The 17,283-nt window shown below is 70.7% G+C and carries 19 protein-coding genes; 5 read left to right on the top strand and 14 right to left on the bottom strand.

Annotation, left to right across the window (positions count from 1 at the left end):
* Positions 1-33: 33 nt before the first annotated feature.
* The 6 genes from DFJ67_RS08045 to pdxH all read right to left on the bottom strand — a co-directional run bounded on the left by DFJ67_RS08045 (position 34) and on the right by pdxH (position 5,138).
* Positions 34-1,203, bottom strand: coding sequence for an acyl-CoA dehydrogenase family protein (locus DFJ67_RS08045; protein ID WP_116067301.1), 1,170 nt, complete (start codon positions 1,201-1,203; stop codon positions 34-36).
* A 10-nt stretch (positions 1,204-1,213) separates the two neighbouring features.
* Entirely contained in the window at positions 1,214-1,513 is a 300-nt protein-coding gene (locus DFJ67_RS08050) for a type II toxin-antitoxin system VapB family antitoxin (protein WP_116067302.1), read from the bottom strand.
* An 89-nt stretch (positions 1,514-1,602) separates the two neighbouring features.
* Entirely contained in the window at positions 1,603-2,211 is a 609-nt protein-coding gene (locus tag DFJ67_RS08055) for a nitroreductase family protein (RefSeq protein WP_116067303.1), read from the bottom strand.
* Between the two features lie 49 nt (positions 2,212-2,260).
* Positions 2,261-3,190, bottom strand: a complete 930-nt coding sequence (locus DFJ67_RS08060) for an aldose 1-epimerase family protein (protein ID WP_116067304.1) — start codon at positions 3,188-3,190, stop codon at positions 2,261-2,263.
* Positions 3,187-4,482 carry an MFS transporter gene (locus DFJ67_RS08065; protein ID WP_239097574.1) on the bottom strand — a complete coding sequence of 432 codons (1,296 nt, stop codon included), beginning with the start codon at positions 4,480-4,482 and terminating at the stop codon, positions 3,187-3,189. The genes DFJ67_RS08060 and DFJ67_RS08065 overlap by 4 nt, the downstream gene beginning before the upstream one ends.
* Positions 4,479-5,138, bottom strand: coding sequence for a pyridoxamine 5'-phosphate oxidase (gene pdxH / locus DFJ67_RS08070; RefSeq protein ID WP_116075854.1), 660 nt, complete (start codon positions 5,136-5,138; stop codon positions 4,479-4,481). Before pdxH ends, DFJ67_RS08065 begins: the two co-directional genes overlap by 4 nt.
* A 172-nt stretch (positions 5,139-5,310) precedes the next feature.
* Between pdxH and DFJ67_RS08075 the strand changes: the two genes are divergently transcribed.
* From DFJ67_RS08075 to DFJ67_RS08090, 4 genes are all read left to right on the top strand, one after another.
* Positions 5,311-6,417, top strand: coding sequence for a citrate synthase 2 (locus tag DFJ67_RS08075; RefSeq protein WP_116067305.1), 1,107 nt, complete (start codon positions 5,311-5,313; stop codon positions 6,415-6,417).
* Between the two features lie 123 nt (positions 6,418-6,540).
* Positions 6,541-7,668 (top strand): phosphoserine transaminase, encoded by a 1,128-nt coding sequence (serC, locus tag DFJ67_RS08080; protein ID WP_116067306.1) that lies wholly within the window; start codon positions 6,541-6,543, stop codon positions 7,666-7,668.
* A gap of 119 nt (positions 7,669-7,787) precedes the next feature.
* Positions 7,788-8,816, top strand: a complete 1,029-nt coding sequence (gene sepH / locus DFJ67_RS08085) for a septation protein SepH (RefSeq protein ID WP_116067307.1) — start codon at positions 7,788-7,790, stop codon at positions 8,814-8,816.
* Between the two features lie 36 nt (positions 8,817-8,852).
* Positions 8,853-9,839, top strand: a complete 987-nt coding sequence (locus tag DFJ67_RS08090) for an aldo/keto reductase (RefSeq protein WP_116067308.1) — start codon at positions 8,853-8,855, stop codon at positions 9,837-9,839.
* A gap of 446 nt (positions 9,840-10,285) precedes the next feature.
* Here DFJ67_RS08090 and DFJ67_RS08095 read toward each other — a convergent pair whose 3' ends face one another.
* The 7 genes from DFJ67_RS08095 to DFJ67_RS08125 form a co-directional block, all read right to left on the bottom strand.
* Complete coding sequence (locus tag DFJ67_RS08095; protein WP_147315450.1) at positions 10,286-10,678, bottom strand: FxLYD domain-containing protein; 393 nt, start codon at positions 10,676-10,678, stop codon at positions 10,286-10,288.
* Positions 10,679-10,689: 11 nt separating this feature from the next.
* Entirely contained in the window at positions 10,690-11,274 is a 585-nt protein-coding gene (gene thpR, locus DFJ67_RS08100) for an RNA 2',3'-cyclic phosphodiesterase (RefSeq protein ID WP_116067310.1), read from the bottom strand.
* Positions 11,271-11,768: a hypothetical protein gene (locus tag DFJ67_RS08105; RefSeq protein ID WP_239097573.1), complete on the bottom strand. Its 498-nt coding sequence runs from the start codon at positions 11,766-11,768 to the stop codon at positions 11,271-11,273. Before DFJ67_RS08105 ends, thpR begins: the two co-directional genes overlap by 4 nt.
* 98 nt (positions 11,769-11,866) lie before the next feature.
* Positions 11,867-12,613 (bottom strand): maleylpyruvate isomerase family mycothiol-dependent enzyme, encoded by a 747-nt coding sequence (locus DFJ67_RS08110; protein ID WP_116067311.1) that lies wholly within the window; start codon positions 12,611-12,613, stop codon positions 11,867-11,869.
* Positions 12,614-12,769: 156 nt separating this feature from the next.
* Positions 12,770-14,104, bottom strand: coding sequence for an MFS transporter (locus DFJ67_RS08115; protein WP_116067312.1), 1,335 nt, complete (start codon positions 14,102-14,104; stop codon positions 12,770-12,772).
* A gap of 68 nt (positions 14,105-14,172) precedes the next feature.
* On the bottom strand, positions 14,173-14,622 hold the full coding sequence (locus DFJ67_RS08120) for a MarR family winged helix-turn-helix transcriptional regulator (protein ID WP_203784347.1): 450 nt from the start codon (positions 14,620-14,622) through the stop codon (positions 14,173-14,175).
* 67 nt (positions 14,623-14,689) lie between these two features.
* On the bottom strand, positions 14,690-16,204 hold the full coding sequence (locus DFJ67_RS08125) for an NCS2 family permease (RefSeq protein WP_409362983.1): 1,515 nt from the start codon (positions 16,202-16,204) through the stop codon (positions 14,690-14,692).
* A gap of 99 nt (positions 16,205-16,303) precedes the next feature.
* On the opposite strand from DFJ67_RS08125, the gene DFJ67_RS08130 reads away from it, so the two are divergent.
* On the top strand, positions 16,304-16,528 hold the full coding sequence (locus DFJ67_RS08130; protein WP_116075862.1) for a DUF2530 domain-containing protein: 225 nt from the start codon (positions 16,304-16,306) through the stop codon (positions 16,526-16,528).
* On the opposite strand, the gene DFJ67_RS08135 is transcribed toward DFJ67_RS08130, so the two are convergent.
* The gene (locus DFJ67_RS08135; protein ID WP_409362982.1) at positions 16,492-17,265 is read right to left on the bottom strand and encodes a DUF3027 domain-containing protein; all 774 of its coding nucleotides are present in this window, start codon (positions 17,263-17,265) and stop codon (positions 16,492-16,494) included. The two genes, DFJ67_RS08130 and DFJ67_RS08135, sit on opposite strands and share 37 nt — an antisense overlap.
* Positions 17,266-17,283: the final 18 nt, after the last annotated feature.

The raw sequence follows: 17,283 nt of genomic DNA on the forward strand, positions 1-17,283 counted from the left end.
TTCTAGGAACAGTTTCCCCGATGGACGCCACCCTCAAACGAAGGCCGACAGCCCGGTCAGCTTCTGTCCCACGACCAGCTGATGGACCTCGCTGGTGCCCTCGTAGGTCAACACGCTCTCCAGGTTGTTGGCGTGCCGCATGACCGGGTATTCCGCGCTGATCCCGTTGGCGCCGAGGATGGTGCGGCACTGCCGGGCGATCGCGATCGCCTCGCGCACGTTGTTGAGCTTGCCGACGCTGACCTGCTCGGGCCGCAGCCGGCCGGCGTCGGCCAGCGCGCCCAGGTGCAGCGCGAGCAGATAGCCCTTCTGCAGCTCGAGCGCCATGTCGGCGAGCTTGGCCTGGGTGAGCTGGAAGCCGGCGATCGGGCGGCCGAACTGCTCGCGGTTGCACGCGTAGTCGATCGCGGTCTCCAGGCACTCGCGGGCCGCGCCGAGGGCACCCCAGACGATGCCGAACCGCGCCTCGGTCAGGCACGACAGCGGCGCCTTGAGCCCTTCGGCGCCGGGCAGCCGGGCCGCGTCGGGCAGCCGCACGTCGTCGAGCACGATCTCGCCGGTCGACGACGCGCGCAACGACATCTTGTGCCGGATCTCGCGGGCGGTGACGCCCGGCGTGTCCATCGGCACGGCGAAGCCGCGGACGCCCTCGTCGGTGCGCGCCCAGATCACCCCGACGTCGGCAACCGGCGCGTTGGTGATCCACATCTTGCCGCCGGTGAGCACCCAGTCGCCGCCGTCGCGGCGGGCCCGGGTGGCCATGCCGGCCGGGTCGGAGCCGTGGTCGGGCTCGGTCAGCCCGAAGCAGCCGATCGCCTCGCCGGCGGCCATCGGCGGGAGCCAGCGCTGCTTCTGCTCCTCGGAGCCGAAGCGGTGGATCGCGAACATCGCCAGCGAGCCCTGCACCGAGACCAGCGAGCGGACGCCCGAGTCGCCGGCCTCCAGCTCCAGGCAGGCCAGGCCGTAGGCGGTCGCGCTGGCGCCGGCGCAGCCGTAGCCCTGTAGGTGCATGCCGAGCAGGCCGAGCTTGCCGAACTCAGCGGCGAGCTCGCGGACCGGCACCCGGCCCTCCTCATACCAACCCGCGATGTGGGGGCGCACCCGGTCGTCGACCATCTTGCGCACCACGGCGCGCATGTCGCGGTCTTCCGCGGCGAGCGGGCCGTCGAGATCGAGCAGTTCCAGCGGGGCGACGCGGTCCATGCCGCTCACCTTATTCGGTGGGCAGCACGAGCACCCGGGCGTGGATCTGGTTGCGCTGTTGCAGCGCGGCCCGCAGCGCCCGGTGGAGGCCGTCTTCGAGGTAGAGCCCGCCGTGCCACTGCACCACGTGTGGGAAGAGGTCGCCGTAGAAGGTCGAATCCTCGGCGAGCAGCTTGTCGAGGGCCAGCTCGCGCTTGGTGGTGATGAGCTGGTCGAGCCGCAGCGGCCGAGGCGGAATCTCGGACCACTGCTTGAGCGTGAAGCCATGCTCCGGGTAGGGGCGGCCGTCACGCACCGACTTGAAGATCACGACGCCGCTCCTCCTCTCTCGGCTAGGTGGCGCACTGCAAGCTGGCTCAGCCTAGCGAGCCCCGCAACGATAAGGTTTGTGACCTGTTGTCAGTTTCGGGACCAGCGGCCCCGGTGCACCACCTGGTCGACCGGGCGCCGGCCCCTTTTCAGTGACGGCGACCTCCGATCGGGTGCCCGATAGCCCACCGTGACCGCCCCGATCGGGGTGAACTCGGCCGGCACGCCGAACGCCTCCCGGAAGGTTTCGAGCCGCTCCGGCGGGATGCCGAAGAAGCACGCTCCGAGCCCCTCGTCGACGGCCGTGAGCAGCATCAGCAGCGAGGCCATGCCGGTGTCGATGTCCCAGTAGGGCACCGGCCAGCGGGCCTCGTCGCGGTCGGTCCAGCCCTTGTCGGCCTCGGCGTAGCGGTCGAGGTAGGCGGACCGGTTGGAGTGCGGCACGACGATCAGCGGCGCCCGGCGCATGCCCTCGAGCCAGCCGCTGGGCGCCCAGCCCGGTGGCGTCGTCGCGGCCCAGAACGCGTCGCGGTCGGCCAGCTCGTCGAGGACCAGGAAGCCCCAACCCTGCGAGAAGCCCGCCGACGGCGCGTGGGTCGCGTGGCCGAGCAACCGGTCGACCACCTCCGCCGGCACCGGGCGGTCAGGGTCGTAGTTGCGGACCATCCGCCGTTTGCGGACGACCTCGCCGAACTCCATCCGTAGCCTCCCCGCTGGCTGGTCCGAGCGACCGTAGCCGCCCACCGACCTACGCGTCCAGCGCGACCTGGACACCCCACGACGCCGACCAGGTGTCGCCCGGCTCGATCACGATCACGTCGTGGCCGGACCGGAACGCGTCGGGCGGGCAGGTCTGCGGCTCGATCGCCACGGCCCGCCGGTTGCGGTCGCCGTGCAGCGTGTCGGAGGTGAACACCACCCACCACTTGAACTGCTCGCCGGCCCAGACCCGCAGCGTGCGGCCGCCGCCGGCGATCCGAACCGACGAGGTGCCGTCGGCGTCGTGGTCGACGTCGCCGAACGCGTTGTCGAGCACCTGCGCGCCGATCCGTCGGGGTGCGGTGAAGTCGTGGTCGCCGCCGGCCACCTTGGCCGCGCCGATCGGCAGCAGGCGGGCGTCGAAGAGCACCCGGCTGCGCGCCGGCACGGTCAGCGTCAGGTCGTCGACGGGGGTTCCGGGCAGCCGGAAGTAGGGGTGGGCGGCCAGCCCGAACGGTGCGGCGGCGACCCCGATGTTGGTCACCTCGTGGTCGACCCGGAGCCCGTCGGGGCCGAGCGAGTAGCGGGTGCGCAGGGTGAGCTGCCACGGGTAGCCGACCTGGGCCGGCAGCTCGCACTCGATCAGGACCGAGCTCTCGGTCTGCTCCACCAGCCGCCAGCGCTGCCAGGCGACCAGCCCGTGGATCGCGTTGTGCTTGGCCGGCTCGGTGAGCGGCAACTGGTAGGTCTCGCCGCCGAACGAGTAGCGACCGTCGCGGATCCGGCTCGGCCACGGCGCCAGCACCTGGCCGGAACTGCCCGGCGGCAACTCGTCCTCGGCGTACCCGTCGAGATAGTCGACCCCGCCGGCGCGGTAGGCCCGCAGCCCGCCGCCGACCTCCACCACGACGGCCTCCTGGCCATCGGCGGCGATCTTCCACTGTGTTCCGGAAAGAGGCGGGGCGGTGCGGTTGGTCATGAGGCGGACGATATCGGTTCCGGCGCCACGGCGGGCCGCGGGTCCGGCTCGATGTCGGGGCTGCGATAGCGGGTCAGGGCCGGGAAGACCAGCGCGAGGGCGATCGCGAGACCGGCCGCGACGAACCCGCCGCCGCTGAACGCCAGGCCGACACCCCAGAGCGCGGCGGTCGCGCCGGCCCGCAGGTCGCCCAGCCGGGGCCCGCCGGCGACCACCACGGTCATCGCGCCCTGGAGCCGACCGCGCATCTGGTCAGGCGCGTAGACCAGCAGGATCGAGTGCCGGAAGACGGCGCTGACCAGGTCGGCGGCGCCGGCCAGGGCGAGCACCACGACCATCAGCCACAGCGAGTGCGCGAAGCCGGCCAGGCCGACCAGCACACCCCAGGCGACCACGGCGCCGACCAGCGCGAGGCCCTGCCGGCGGATCCGCCCGATCCAGCCCGAGGTGAGCCCGCCGAGCACCGAGCCGATGGCGATCGCGCTGAACAGCCAGCCGACCGCCGCGCCACCGCCGAACCGCTCGTCGGCGATCTCCGGGAACAGCGCCCGGGGCATCGCGATGGTCATGGCGATGATGTCGATCGCGAAGGAGAGCAGCAGCACCGGCGCGCCGGCCAGGTAGCGGAACCCCTCGACCACGCTGCGGAGGCCGGCCTTGGCGGCCTTCTCGGCCGGCGGGATCGGTGGCAACCGCAAGGTGGACCACATGCCGACGGTGAACAGCAGGGCGTCGCAGGCGTACGCGATGGGCAGTGCGGTTGACAGGTTCCAGGTCGCGAAGATCACACCTGCGGTGAGCGGGCCGAGCACGACACCGGCCTCACCGGTGGTGAACGACAGCGTGTTGGCCGACGGCACGAGGTGGGGCGGCACCAGCCTGGGGATGATCGCGCTGCGGGTGGGGTTGGTGAGCGCGAACGCGGTCGACTGCACCGCCGTGAACACCAGCAGCAGCCACGGCTGGTCCCACTGGGCCAGCGACTGCACGAGGAAGCCGAGGGTGCCCAGCCAGAGCACCCAGGAGCCGACGATCAGCAGCTTGCGCCGGTCGAGCGCGTCGGCCAGGGCACCGCCCCAGAGACCGAACACCAGCAGGGGTACGAGGGCCGCGACGCCCAGCAGGCCGACCCAGAACGAGTCCCGGGTGAGCGAGAACATCTCGACCGGCACGGCCACGGCGGTGAACTGGTAGCCGTAGTTCTGGAAGGCGCTGCCGATCCACATCCGGCGGTAGCTGGCGATGGAGAGGGGTCGAAGATCGATCGCCCAGCGGCTGCGGGCCTTACTCACGGTGCGAGGCGTTCGATGATCCACTCTCCTTGTTCGGCCCGACGGTAACGCAGCCGGTCGTGCAGCCGGCCGGTGCGCCCCTGCCAGAACTCGACCGTCTCCGGCACGACCCGCAGCCCACCCCAGTGGGGCGGGGCCGGCACCGGCGACTCGGCCGGGAACCGCCGCTCGGTGGCAGTAAATCGCTCGTCGAGCGCGGCCCGGTCGGGCAGCACCCGCGACTGTGGGCTGGCCCACGCGGCGATCTGCGACGGACGCGGCCGGCTGGCGAAATAGGTCTCGGTCTCCACCCGGTCCACCTCCTCGACCGTGCCCCGCACGCCGACCTGGCGCATCAGCGGAAACCACGGGAAGAGCAGCGCGGCGTGCGGGTTGGCGCGCAGTTCGGCGCCCTTGCGGGACTCGTAGTTGGTGTAGAACACGAACCCGCGCTCGTCGATCCCCTTGAGCAGCACGGTCCGCGAACTGGGCCAGCCGGCCGCGTCGGCGGTCGACAGCACCATCGCGTTGGGCTCCGGGAGCCCGGCGTCGGTGGCGTCGGCGAACCAGCGGCCGAACTGCTCGGGCCAGGTGGCGGCCAGGTCGGTGACGTCGAGCCCACGGTCGGACGCGTAGTCCCGCCGCATGGCGGCCAGGTCGGGTGTGTCTCCGGTCACGTCCTCATCCTCGTGCACGCGTTAACGGGTGGTATGCCTTGTTTGCCGGCACTCCGAGTTGCGCCCACTGCTCGCGCATCCGGAGACCCAGCAGGCAAGATGACACGAATACGAAACCTGAGTGGTAGCTAAGGCGTCGAAATGTTGCGGGACGCATAGGCGGGAGGGCGAAATGTCCGACTTCAAGCCGGGGTTGGAAGGCGTGGTCGCCTTCGAGACCACGATCGCCGAGCCCGACAAAGAGGGTGGCGCACTGCGCTACCGCGGCGTCGACATCGAAGATCTCATCGGGCAGGTCAGCTTCGGCAACGTCTGGGCGCTGCTGGTCGACGGCCGCTTCGGGCCCGGGCTGCCGCCCGCCGAGCCGTTCCCGGTGCCGGTGCACTCCGGCGACATCCGGGTCGACGTCCAGTCGGCCGTCGCGATGCTGGCGCCCTACTGGGGTCTGTCCCAGTTGCTCGACATCTCCGACCCGCAGGCCCGCGAAGACCTCGCCCGGGTGTCGGTGACCGCGCTCTCCTTCGTCGCGCAGTCGGCCCGCGGCCTCGGCCTGCCGGCCGTGCCGCAGAAAGAGATCGACAAGGCCGCCACGATCGTCGAACGGTTCATGAAGCGCTGGCGGGGCGACCCCGACCCGCGCCACGTCAAGGCCGTCGACGCCTACTTCATCTCGGCCGCCGAGCACGGCATGAACGCCTCCACGTTCACCTGCCGGGTGGTCGCCTCCACCGGCGCCGACGCCGCGGCCTGCATCTCGTCGGGCATCGGCGCGCTCTCCGGCCCGCTGCACGGCGGCGCGCCGTCCCGCGTGCTCGGCATGATCGAGGCGGTTGAGCGCAGCGGCGACGCCGAGGGCTACGTCAAGGGCGTACTCGACCGCGGCGAGCGGCTGATGGGCTTCGGCCACCGGGTCTACCGGGCCGAAGACCCGCGCGCCCGGGTGCTCCGCCGCACCGCCAAGGAACTCGGCGCGCCGCGCTTCGAGGTCGCCGAGGCGCTGGAGAAGGCCGCCCTCGAAGAGCTACAGGCCCGCCGCCCCGACCGGGTGCTGGCCACCAACGTCGAGTTCTGGTCGGCCGTGGTGCTCGACTTCGCCGAGGTGCCGCCGCACATGTTCACGTCGATGTTCACCTGTGCCCGCACCGCCGGTTGGAGCGCGCACATCATGGAGCAGAAGGCGCTACAGCGGCTGGTCCGCCCGTCGGCCGACTACGTCGGCCCGGCGCCGCGCAAGCCGGCCGACGTCGAGGGCTGGAACCAGATCCCGCACGCCGAGTAGGTGTGGGTGGGCTCACGCTCTTTCGCGTGAGACCGTCCGGCCCGCGCCCTCGTTGGGGTGGAAGTATGAAAGTTCGGCAGCGCCGCCGGCTTCCCATCCCGAGCGCGACCTAAGGATCAATTCGTGGCAGACGTGACCGGCATCCGGATTCCCGACGAGATCAAGCCCGCTGACGGACGCTTCGGCTGCGGGCCGTCCAAGGTCCGCCCGGAGGCGGTTTCCGCACTACAGCAGGTCGCCACCAGCTACCTGGGCACGTCACACCGGCAGAAGACGGTCCGCGACCAGGTCAAGCGCCTCCGCGAGGGGATCGCACAGTTCTTCGCGCTGCCCGAGGGCTACGAGGTGATCCTCTCCAACGGGGGCACCACGGCCTTCTGGGAGGTCGCCACCTTCGGCCTGATCCAGGACAAGGCCCAGTTCGCCAGCTTCGGCGAGTTCGGCGCCAAGTTCGCGTCGTCGGCCAAGGCCGCCCCGTTCCTCTCCGACCCGACCGTGCGCAAGGCCGAGCCGGGCAGCGCACCGGGCCTGGTCGCCGAGGCCGGCGTCGACGTATACGGAACTCCGCACAACGAGACCTCGACCGGCGTGGCCGTGCCGATCCGCCGGGTGGCCGGCGCCGACCCGGGCGCGCTGCTGCTGGTCGACGCGACCTCCGGCGCCGGTGGGCTCGAGGTCGACCCGCGCGAGACCGACGTCTACTACTTCGCGCCGCAGAAGGCGTTCGGCTCCGACGGCGGCCTGTGGATCGCGCTCATGTCGCCGGCCGCGCTGGCCCGGGCGGCCGAGGTCAAGGCGTCCGGCCGCTACATCCCGGCGTTCCTCGACCTGATGACGGCCGTGGAAAACTCGCGGCTCGAACAGACCTACAACACGCCGGCGCTGGCGACCATCTTCCTGGCCGCCGAGCAGACCGACTGGATGAACGCGCAGGGCGGCCTGTCCTGGGCGGCCAAGCGCACGGAAGAAAGTGCCGGAGTGATCTACGGCTGGGCCGAGCGCTCCACCGTGGCCACCCCGTTCGTGTCCGACCCGGGCCTGCGCTCCAACGTGGTCGCCACCATCGACTTCGTCGACGAGGTCGACGCGTCGGCCGTGGCCAAGGCGCTGCGGGCCAACGGCATCGTCGACACCGAGCCCTACCGCAAGCTGGGCCGCAACCAGCTGCGGGTGGCGCTGTTCCCGGCGATCGAGCCCTCCGACGTCGAGGCGCTGACCGCCTCGATCGACTACGTTCTCGAGCGGCTCTAGCGTTTTTCTCACTGACACCCCGGCGTGCCTATAGCTACGCCGGGGTGCTAGTGGGCTACCGTGTTGGTCTCGACTCTGGTCGGGGTCGTTGGCCAGCACAGCGAGACGGAGGCAACGCGATGCGGCCAGTACGCTTCGTCGCCCTCTCCGAGGACGGCCAGGCCATGGTGCTCGCCGACGAGGTGGGCCGCCTCCTGGCGCTCCCCCTCGACGACCGGCTCAATGGCGTCCTCCACGGTGACGCGGCCGCAGGTGCGGTCAGTGGCGCCGGCCATTTCGGTGATCAGCCCCCGTCCCTGTCACCCCGCGACATCCAGTCCCGCATCCGCAGCGGCGAGTCCGCCGACGACGTCGCGCGGATCGCCGGCGTCCCGGTCGACCGCGTGCTCCGCTACGCCGGCCCGGTGCTCCAGGAGCGGGCGATGCTCGCGCAGCACGCCCGCCGCACGCGCCTGAAGACCTCGGAGAAGGGCGCCCCGCTCGCCGAGGTCGTCGACGCCCGGCTGGCCCAGCACGGCATCGACTCCGAGAAGATCTCCTGGGACGCCTACCGGCGCGACGACGGCACCTGGCGGATCGTCGCCACCTGGCCGTCGGGCAAGGCCACCGCGCAGGCGATGTGGGACCTAGACCGGGCCCGCCAGGTCGTCGCACCCCACGACGACATGGCCCAATACCTGTGCACCGAGCGCCCGCAGCCGCTGCTCGGCCAGGAGCCGGTCACCCCCGAGCGGGGCAGCCACGCGCTGACCCGGTCCGAGCCCACCCGTGGCGGCCACGGCCTGCCGTCGGCGCCGACCGAGTCCCGCGCACCGCGCGACGCGATCCGGGCCGGCCGCGACGCGCTACTGGCCTCACTCGACCGTCCACTCAACCCGCCCGGCCGCGGCCTCGACAGTGGTCCGTCCGAGCCCCGGCGGGGCGGCGCCGCAGCGCTGCTCGGCTCCGGCGGCTCGGCCTTCGACGACGACGCCGACCTCCCGAAAGAGGTTCCGGCGGTGCCGTCGCTGGCCGTCCTGCGCCCACGCCGCAACACCGGCAACGGCGGCGGCAACGAGCAAAACGACCCGAGCGGCAAGCCGCGCAAGCGCCTGCCCAGTTGGGACGACGTGCTCTTCGGCAGCGCACCGCAGCGCGAAAGCTCTTAAGTTTCGCCTCGCCCCTGCCGGTGGCAGGGTGTCGGTATGGAATACACGAACCTGGGCCGCACCGGCCTGTCGGTGAGCCGACTGTGCCTCGGCACGATGAACTTCGGTCCGGAGACCAGCGAGGCCGACAGCTTCGCCATCATGGACCGCGCGCTCGAGCACGGCATCAACTTCTTCGACACCGCCAACGTGTACGGCTGGAAGCTGGGCGAAGGCGTCACCGAGCAGATCGTCGGCCGCTGGCTGGCCCAGGGCGGCGGCCGCCGCGAGAAGGTCGTGCTGGCCACCAAGGTGTTCGGCCGGATGGGCGACTGGCCCAACGAGCGCGGCCTGTCGGCCCGGCACATCATCCGCGCCTGCGAAGACTCGCTGCGGCGGTTGCAGACCGAGACCATCGACCTCTACCAGATGCACCACGTCTCCCGGGAAACCCCGTGGGAGGAGATCTGGCAGGCGATGGAGACGCTGGTCGCCCAGGGCAAAGTGGTCTACGTCGGTTCGTCCAACTTCGCCGGCTGGCACCTCGCGCGGGCCCAGGAGTCGGCGACCCGCAGGCATTTCCTCGGCCTGGTGTCAGAGCAGTCGATCTACAACCTGCTGACCCGGCACATCGAGCTGGAGGTCGTCCCGGCCGCGCTCGAATACGGGATCGGCATCATCCCCTGGTCGCCCCTGCACGGCGGCCTGCTGAGCGGCATCCTGCGCAAGATGGCGTCGGGCGAGGGTTCTCGTGGGACGAAGGGTCGCTCGGCCGACGGCCTGGCCGCACACCGCGAGACGATCGAGGCCTACGAGAAGCTCAGCGCCGACCTGGGCCACGAACCAACCAACGTGGCGCTGGCTTGGCTACTCTCCCGCCCGGGCGTGACCGCACCGATCATCGGCCCCCGCACGATGGACCAACTCGACTCGGCCCTCGGCGCACTGGAAGTCGAGTTCGACAAGTCCACCCTCGGCCGCCTCGACGAACTCTTCCCGCCGGTGGGCCAGGGCGGCCCGGGCCCGGAGGCCTGGGCCTGGTAACCCGCCCAACCGGATCGGCTGATCCCTCCACGGCGGCGTGTCGTCGCGTCGACGTGTCGCGCTGTCGGCGGCGGGTGCTTTTCGCGCGCTACATGTTTTGTTATGTAGGCACATGCCAAAACATGTAGGCGCCGCGAGACACCTCGCCGCGGTCGCGACACGCCCGGCCATGCCACGCCCGCGTAGTCGACGGCGCGGCCACACCAGGCCACTAAGCGAACCCGCGGCCACCGCGCCAGACCCGAGCGAACCCGCACGGCCGCGCCAGACCCGAGCGAACCCGCACGACCGCGCCAGACCCGAGCGAACCCGCACGACCGCACCAGACCCGAGCGAACCGCACGACCGCGCCAGACCCCAAGCGAACCCGCACGACCGCACCAGACCCGAGCGAACCGCACGACCGCGCCAGACCCCAAGCGAACCCCTGCGGCCGTGCCAGGCCGTTAGCGGACCGCGGCGACCCGGCAGGTTCCCTCGTCGGTGGGCACGTCGAGCAGCGTGCTCTCTTCCAGGTGCACGGTGTCGCCCGGCGGGACCTCGCGGGCGGTTGCCGAGGCCGTGTCGACCCGGGTGCCGGCCGCGTCGCGGTATTCGATGGCGACCTGCGCCGAGCGGATCGTGGTGCCGCTGTTGTGGACGGTCAGGCCGACCTTGGCCGTCGCGCCGGCGAAGTCGCAGGTGGTGATCTCTACCAACATCTTCGCCGTGCGGGCGCGGCTCTGGCGGGCGCCGGACCAGACGCTGACCGCCAGCAGGCCGACTACGACCAGGATGGTCACCGCGCCCGGCCAGGTGGTCCAGAAGTTCTGTTTTGCGGGACGGGGGGAAGGGGGCATAACGGATGTCACTACCGCAAACTACCCGCCAGGGACCAGTTCGTCAGGCGATCGTAGGTTGGGTTCGGCCCTAGGTGGCTGCGCATCAGCAGCAGCTCGCGCACCGGCCATCGTGGACCTTCGTAGGCGTTGAGCTCATCGCGGTCGGCGTCGACCTCGGCCCGCGGCAGGCGGTCGCCCGGCCTCGCCAGGGTCAGGTGTGGTTTCCACGGCCGGTCGTCATAGGGCAGCCTGGCCCGCTTCAGCTCCCGGCGCAGGCCCTTGTGCAGCGCGCGCATCGGGTCGAGGTCGCCGGTGACGCCGACCCACATCAGCGTGAACGCGCCGCGGCCGAAGCGGCCGCCGCCGGCCAGTGCCACTTCCGGCACCGCGGGCGGGAGCCGGTCGACGGCCCGGCCGATCGCCGCCTCGACGTCGGCGAGCCGCTCGTCAGCGACATCGCCCAGGAAGGCCAGCGTCAGGTGATAGGTCTCGGGTTTGGCGAGACGGGTGTTGACGCCCGCCGCCGCCGCGCGGCCCACCCGCAGGCGGGACACGAAAGCAGCTAGATCGGCGACCGCGCCTTCCGGCGGGTAGGCGGCGACGAACAGTCTCACCGCTGCTCGCGGCGCTCGGCCCCGGCCGTCGGCAGGATCATGCCGCGGGCCTGCAACTCGCCCTCGACCCGGACCCGCTCGATCTCCAGGTCGACCCCGACCAGCTCGCTCAGGTGTTGCGTCACGCCCAGGCACGCGCTGGCCAGGCGGAGTTGCTCGTCATAAGCGCGCAGCACCGCGGTCTGCCAGACCTGCGACCGTTGTGCCACGCCGAGCCGCTGCTGACCAAGCCGGTGCAGGTCGGCGGCGATCTGCTCGATCGTCGGGCGTTCCTGATCGTCGGGGGCGATCAGCGCGACCTCGACGGTCGGGCCGATCGAGCGATCGAGCCGGCTGATCGCCCGGCGCTCGCGTCGGGTCAATCGCGCCTGCTGCATGGCCCGGGCCGCGCGCTCGATGAGCTCGTCGGCACAGACGATCGCGGCGACGATGGCAGGCAGACACAGCAGCGTCAGAATCGCCACCGCCAGCACGAGTGTGTGCGGGATCGCCACTCTTTGAAGCTATGCGCCTCCGGGAGCGACCGCCACCGATTTGAGTGTCATTTGATGCACCGACCGGCCAAATTCCGCGCTTGCGGCATTCGTCTTGATCATTGCGTGGCCGCCTCCAGGAGCGCGCGCAGCCGGCCGATCGCGGTCGCGTCACCCTCCACACGGACCGCGCTGTCACCCACCCGGCGCCAGAGCCACAACAGCACGTCGTGGGGGCCGCCGGACACCTGCGCCACCGCCTGCCCGGCCGTCTCGGGTGCGATCTCGACACTGCCGTGGTCGAGCCGGACCAGCCAGCGGGCGCCGCCGGCGCTGACCATGACCGCCCGGTTGCCGTTGGCACGCAACAGGTCGCCGAAATCTTCGGGCCATTGCCGGGTGGCGTAGGACAGGAAGACCTCGAGCACCTCGGCGATGCCGTCGTCGGCCAGCTCGGCCGGGATGCGCGAGATGGGCAGGTTGGCGGCCAACTCGGCGTCGACCCGGTGGATCACTGTCTCCTGCGCCATCCGGCGGACCCAGAAGCCGACCGTCTGGTCCGGCTCATACCAGGTCGGGCAGGGCTGGTCGTCGGGTCGCTCGGCGAACTCGGCCACCAACTCGGTGTAGGCCCGGTCGAGCAGCGCCAGCGTCTTCTCCCCGGTCGGCTCCGGCGGCCACGGCTTGGGCAGGGCGCCCCGCCGCATGGTCTCGACCTTGTGCAGGTAGACGTGTGCGACGTGGCCGACCAGGTCGTCGACCGTCCAACCCGGACACGACGGCACCGGCTTCGATAAGTCGACGGCTGCCGCGCGCAGGTTGTTGAAGTCAGCGTCGAGACATCGGAGGAATACGTCGCGCGTCATGTCGGACAGCAAACCAGATCGGTGTGACACCGACGCGCCCGCGCGCCGCGCCAACTCAGACCCGTTCGGCGACCGACCCGCCCGGCACCGCCGGGCCGCAACCAGGCGTCGCCGCTCTACGACTGACCCAGTCGGCACCGCCGGCGGCGCAACTGATCAGACCCGTTCCGAGACCGACCCCGCTGGCACGCCCGCCGCCATCGGCACTGCCGCAGCCGCGAGCGGCACGATCCGCAGGCTGGGCACCGGGCGAAGGAGGATCCGCAGCCGGTTTCCGCTGCGCCGCAGCTCGTAGGCCAGGGCCAGCGTCGTCGCGACGAGGGCGGCCGCGCCGCCGAGCCAGATCGCCGCGCCGGCGCCGTAGCGGTCGGCGAACCAGCCGACCAGTGGGCCGGAGACCGGGTTGACGCCCATGAAGACCAGCACCCACAGGGCCATCACCCGGCCGCGGAAGGCCGCGTCGGTGCCGAGCTGGACCCGCTGGTTGGCCGCCTGGGCGAAGAGGACCATGAAGAATCCGGTGGGTACGAGCGCCGCGACCACCAGCCAGTAGACCGGCAGGATGCCGACCAGGATGCCGAACGCGCTGAAGACCATCGCCGAAGCGAGGACCGTGTAGACCGAGGGGCGGGCCCTGCGGGTGCCGCCGACCAGCGCGCCGACCAGGGCGCCCAGGCCGACTGCGGTGGTGAACAGGCCGAACGAGGCCGCGCCGGTGTGGAAGCCGGTCTTGGCCAGCGCCTGGAGGGTGACCGGGAAGTTGAAGAGGGTGAACGCCAGGACGCTCATCAGCACCATCGGCAGCATCAGGTCGGGCCGCTGGCGCACGTAGCGCAGGCCGTCGATCACCTTGGCCGGTTCGCGGGTGGCGGCCGTGGCCAGCTCGGAGCGGTAGAGCTCGGCCGGGCGCATCCGGAACAGGCAGACCAGCGGAGCGACCGCGAGGACGGCGCTGAGCACGAACACCGGGCCGACGTCGAACAGCGCGATCGCGATGCCGGCCAGCGAGGGGCCGACCACCCGGGCGCTGTTGAAGGTGGCCGCGGACAGGCCCAGCGCGTTGGGCAGCAGCCGCGTCTCCACCAGCTCGGAGACGAACGACTGGCGCACCGGCGTCTCGACCGCGCTGGCCACGCCGAGCAGGGTGGCGAACACATACACGTGCCAGAGCTGCGCGGCGCCGCTCACCACCAGGATGCTGAAGAGGATGCACAGCGTGGTCCACGCGAAGTTGGCGACAAAGAGGATCTTCCGCTTGTCATAGCGATCGGCGAGCCGCCCGGAGAGCAACGTCAGCACCAGCACCGGCGTGAACTGGAGTGCCGTGACGATGCCGAGTTGGGCCGCGGTGCCGCCCAACTGGAACACGAGCCAGTCCTGCGTCGTGAACATCATCCACACGCCGATCAGCTTCACGAGCTGACCGAGCGCGAAGAGCCGGTAGTTCCTCACCTGGAGGGACTGGAACGTGGTGTTGAGCCTGGCCCGCAAGGGTTTTGCGCCTCCTCGGAGATACGCGGAAGGTATGCGTCATCCACTGAGGACGAAGCGGCGCGATGTCAGGCGCGCGCGACCTTCTGCAGGATCTCCGCCGCCCGGCGGAGCGTGTCTCGCTCCTCCGGGGTCAGCGCGGCGAGTCGAGGGCCCAGCCATTCATCGCGGGCCCGCTCGTGCTGGGCAAGGATCGCCCGCCCCGCCTCCGTGGCGGCCAGGATGACCTGGCGCCCGTCGGTCGGGTGCGGGGTGCGTTGCACCAGCCCGCGCTCCTCCAGCTTCGCGACGATCTTCGTCATCGTCGGAGGCTGGACGCGTTCGACGTCGGCGAGCTCCCGGGGTGACAGCGCGCCCGCCAGCTGAAGGCTGGTCAGGGCGGAGAGCTGGGTAACCGTGAGATCTCCGACGGGGCGGGTCTGCCTGACCCGCCGGTTGAACCGGGTGATCGCATCGCGCAGCGATGACGCGAGTTGCGCCACCGAAACACGCTTAGCCGTCACCGTCCGCTCCGTCACAATCCTTAGCTTAACTAATGAGCCCAGCTAACAACCAGCGGTTATGGCCCCGGTCACCCCAGCACGCCTACGCGATCAGGCTCTCGATCGGGCCACGGAGGAAGTAGACCACGAACAAAGCCGCGACGGCGTACAACAACGGGTGAACCTCCCGGCCCTTCCCCCGGGCGAGCTTGACCACGGCGTACGCGATGATCCCGGCCCCGATCCCGTTGGAGATCGAGTAGGTGAACGGCATCAGCACGATGGTCAGGAACGCCGGCACCGCGATCTCGTAGTCGGTCCAGTCGATGCTGCGGACGGCCGTCATCATCAGGAAGCCGACGATCACCAGCGCGCCGGACGCCGCCTCGAAGGGCACGACCGTGACCAGCGGTGCGACGAACATCGCGAGCAGGAAGAGGCCGCCGGTGACCAGGTTGGCCACGCCGGTGCGGGCACCCTCGGCGACACCCGACGCGCTCTCGATGAACGAGGTGTTGCTGGAGACGCTGGCCGCGCCGCCGGCGGCTGCTGCGACCGAGTCGACGAGCAGGATCTCCCGGGTGCGCGGCGGCATGCCGCTCGAGTCGAGCAGGTCGCCCTCCTGGCCGACCGCGACCATCGTGCCCATCGTGTCGAAGAAGTCCGTGATCAACAGGGTGAAGACGAACATCAGCACGACCAGCCAACCGGCGCGCGACCAGGAGTCGAAGATGTTGAACTTGCCCAGCAGCGACAGGTCGGGCAGATCGAAGATCTTGTCAGGCAGTGTGGGTACGTTGAGCGACCACCCGGTGGGCACGGGCTTGCCATCGACGAACGACGGGCCGATGTTGCCGATCGCCTCGACGATCACGGCCAACACGGTCGCCGACAGGATGCCGATCAGGATCGCGCCGCGGACCTTGCGCACGAACAGCACGATCGTCAGCAGCAGCGCGAACACGAACACCAGCGCGGGCCAGCTCACCAACCGGCCGTTGATGCCGAGCCCGACCGGCACGGTGGTGCCGGCGGCGTCCGGGATCCGGCGCACGAAGCCCGAGTCGACCAGCCCGATGATCGTCAGGAACAGGCCGATGCCGACCCCGATCGCAGCCTTGAGCTGGGTCGGCACGGCGCGGAAGATGCTCTCCCGCAGGCCCGTCAGCACCAGCACAGTGATCAGCAGGCCTTCGATGACCACCAAGCCCATCGCATCGGCCCAGGTCATCTGGGGCGCGATCTCGTAGGCGACCATCGCGTTGACGCCGAGGCCGGCGGCCAGCGCCAGCGGGAACCGGGCGACGACTCCCATCAGGATCGTCATCACCCCGGCGACCAGGGCGGTGGCGGCCGCGATCGCGGCGATCGCGAGGTGTGCGCCGGTGGCGTCGCTGGCGCTGCCCAGGATCAGCGGGTTGAGCACGACGATGTAGGCCATCGTGAAGAAGGTCGCGAAACCACCGCGCACTTCCCGGCCGACCGTCGAGCCACGGGCGCTGATCGAGAAGTATCGGTCGAACCCGCTCTCCGGGCGGTCTGGGCTGGTGGCCCGCTGTGTGGTCGGTGCCTCGGTCATGACCGGCTCCCCACGGAGATCATCGATTGACGGGGGCATCGTGCCACAGCCGGTGTTACACCGAAAGATCTTCCTGGTTACCCTTTTCGAGTGGCTGAGCAGCGGCAACAACCTCGGGTGGCACCGCTCGACCCGCCCATGACGCTATTCGCGGTCGGCGGCATGGTCATCTGGGCGGTCGTCGGGCTGGTGGTGCTCGCCTTTTTCCGCGACGGACGCGAAAACTGGCTATGGACCTGCCTGGCCGGATTCCTACTCGGATTCCCGGGCCTGGCGGTCATGATCAGGCACGACGCCAACCGCCGGAGGCGGCGGCTGGCACCGGCTCAGTCTTCGACGGACTCGACTTCGCCGTCGTCGTAGACGGTGGGCAGCTCTTCGGGCGTCGCGTTTTCGGCGAGCGCCTCGGAGTGTGCGCCGCAGCCGTGGTCGTTGCTGACCGCGCGGCCGTCGTCGGGCGCGAACATGTTGCCGCAGACCCCGAAGGCCTGCCGCATGGCGCCGGCCAGGGGCAGGTAGAAGCCGCAGGTGACGCAGCGGGCGGCCTTCGGCGCGGCCGTGGCGATCGCCGCGTCGGGGCCGTGGTCGCCGTCGTACCACCGCTGGGCGGTCTCCTCGCGACCTTCTTTCGACATCACCCGGATGCGGCCGAGCCCCAGCTCCCAGGTCACCTCGTCGACCGCCGGGTCATCGGAGAGCGTGTAGCCCGGCACGAGCCGGTCGTCGTCGGCCGGCGTCAACAGCAGGTCGCCGACGCCCAGGTCGCCCGGCTGGAGGCGGTCCTGCCAGGGCACCCAGCTCTGGGCGAGCAGCGCTTCGCTGCCGGGCAGCAGCACCGTCTCGCAGATCGTCACGTGCTTGCTGCGGGAGACGCGGGTCACTGTGACCGCCCACCGCCACCCTCGGTAACCGGGTGTCTCGCAGGCAAAGTAGTGAGTGACTAGTCGCTCGCCCTCGGCAACCGCGTCGAGATGAGGGCCGACCTCAGAGGGGTCGACCTCGGTGACCGCCGACCGCGCGAGGTCGACGGCCGCGGCACAGACCTGGTCGAGCTTCGCGGATCGCACTGCCGCACTCCTGGTCACCCAGACATTCTTCACTACGCGTGTGGGCCCTCG

This window comes from Asanoa ferruginea, from assembly GCF_003387075.1.
GTDB classification, from domain to species: domain Bacteria; phylum Actinomycetota; class Actinomycetes; order Mycobacteriales; family Micromonosporaceae; genus Asanoa; species Asanoa ferruginea.

Bases quoted from the DNA above. Each gene is read 5' to 3' on its own strand.
- DFJ67_RS08125 (WP_409362983.1), bottom strand. From the start codon at position 16,204: ATGCCCCCGTCAATCGATGATCTCCGTGGGGAGCCGGTCATGACCGAG.
- DFJ67_RS08095 (WP_147315450.1), bottom strand. From the start codon at position 10,678: ATGCCCCCTTCCCCCCGTCCCGCAAAACAGAACTTCTGGACCACCTGG.
- DFJ67_RS08130 (WP_116075862.1), top strand. From the start codon at position 16,304: ATGACGCTATTCGCGGTCGGCGGCATGGTCATCTGGGCGGTCGTCGGG.
- DFJ67_RS08110 (WP_116067311.1), bottom strand. From the start codon at position 12,613: ATGACGCGCGACGTATTCCTCCGATGTCTCGACGCTGACTTCAACAAC.
- DFJ67_RS08060 (WP_116067304.1), bottom strand. From the start codon at position 3,190: ATGACCAACCGCACCGCCCCGCCTCTTTCCGGAACACAGTGGAAGATC.
- DFJ67_RS08075 (WP_116067305.1), top strand. From the start codon at position 5,311: ATGTCCGACTTCAAGCCGGGGTTGGAAGGCGTGGTCGCCTTCGAGACC.
- DFJ67_RS08090 (WP_116067308.1), top strand. From the start codon at position 8,853: ATGGAATACACGAACCTGGGCCGCACCGGCCTGTCGGTGAGCCGACTG.
- sepH (WP_116067307.1), top strand. From the start codon at position 7,788: ATGCGGCCAGTACGCTTCGTCGCCCTCTCCGAGGACGGCCAGGCCATG.
- DFJ67_RS08055 (WP_116067303.1), bottom strand. From the start codon at position 2,211: ATGGAGTTCGGCGAGGTCGTCCGCAAACGGCGGATGGTCCGCAACTAC.
- DFJ67_RS08045 (WP_116067301.1), bottom strand. From the start codon at position 1,203: ATGGACCGCGTCGCCCCGCTGGAACTGCTCGATCTCGACGGCCCGCTC.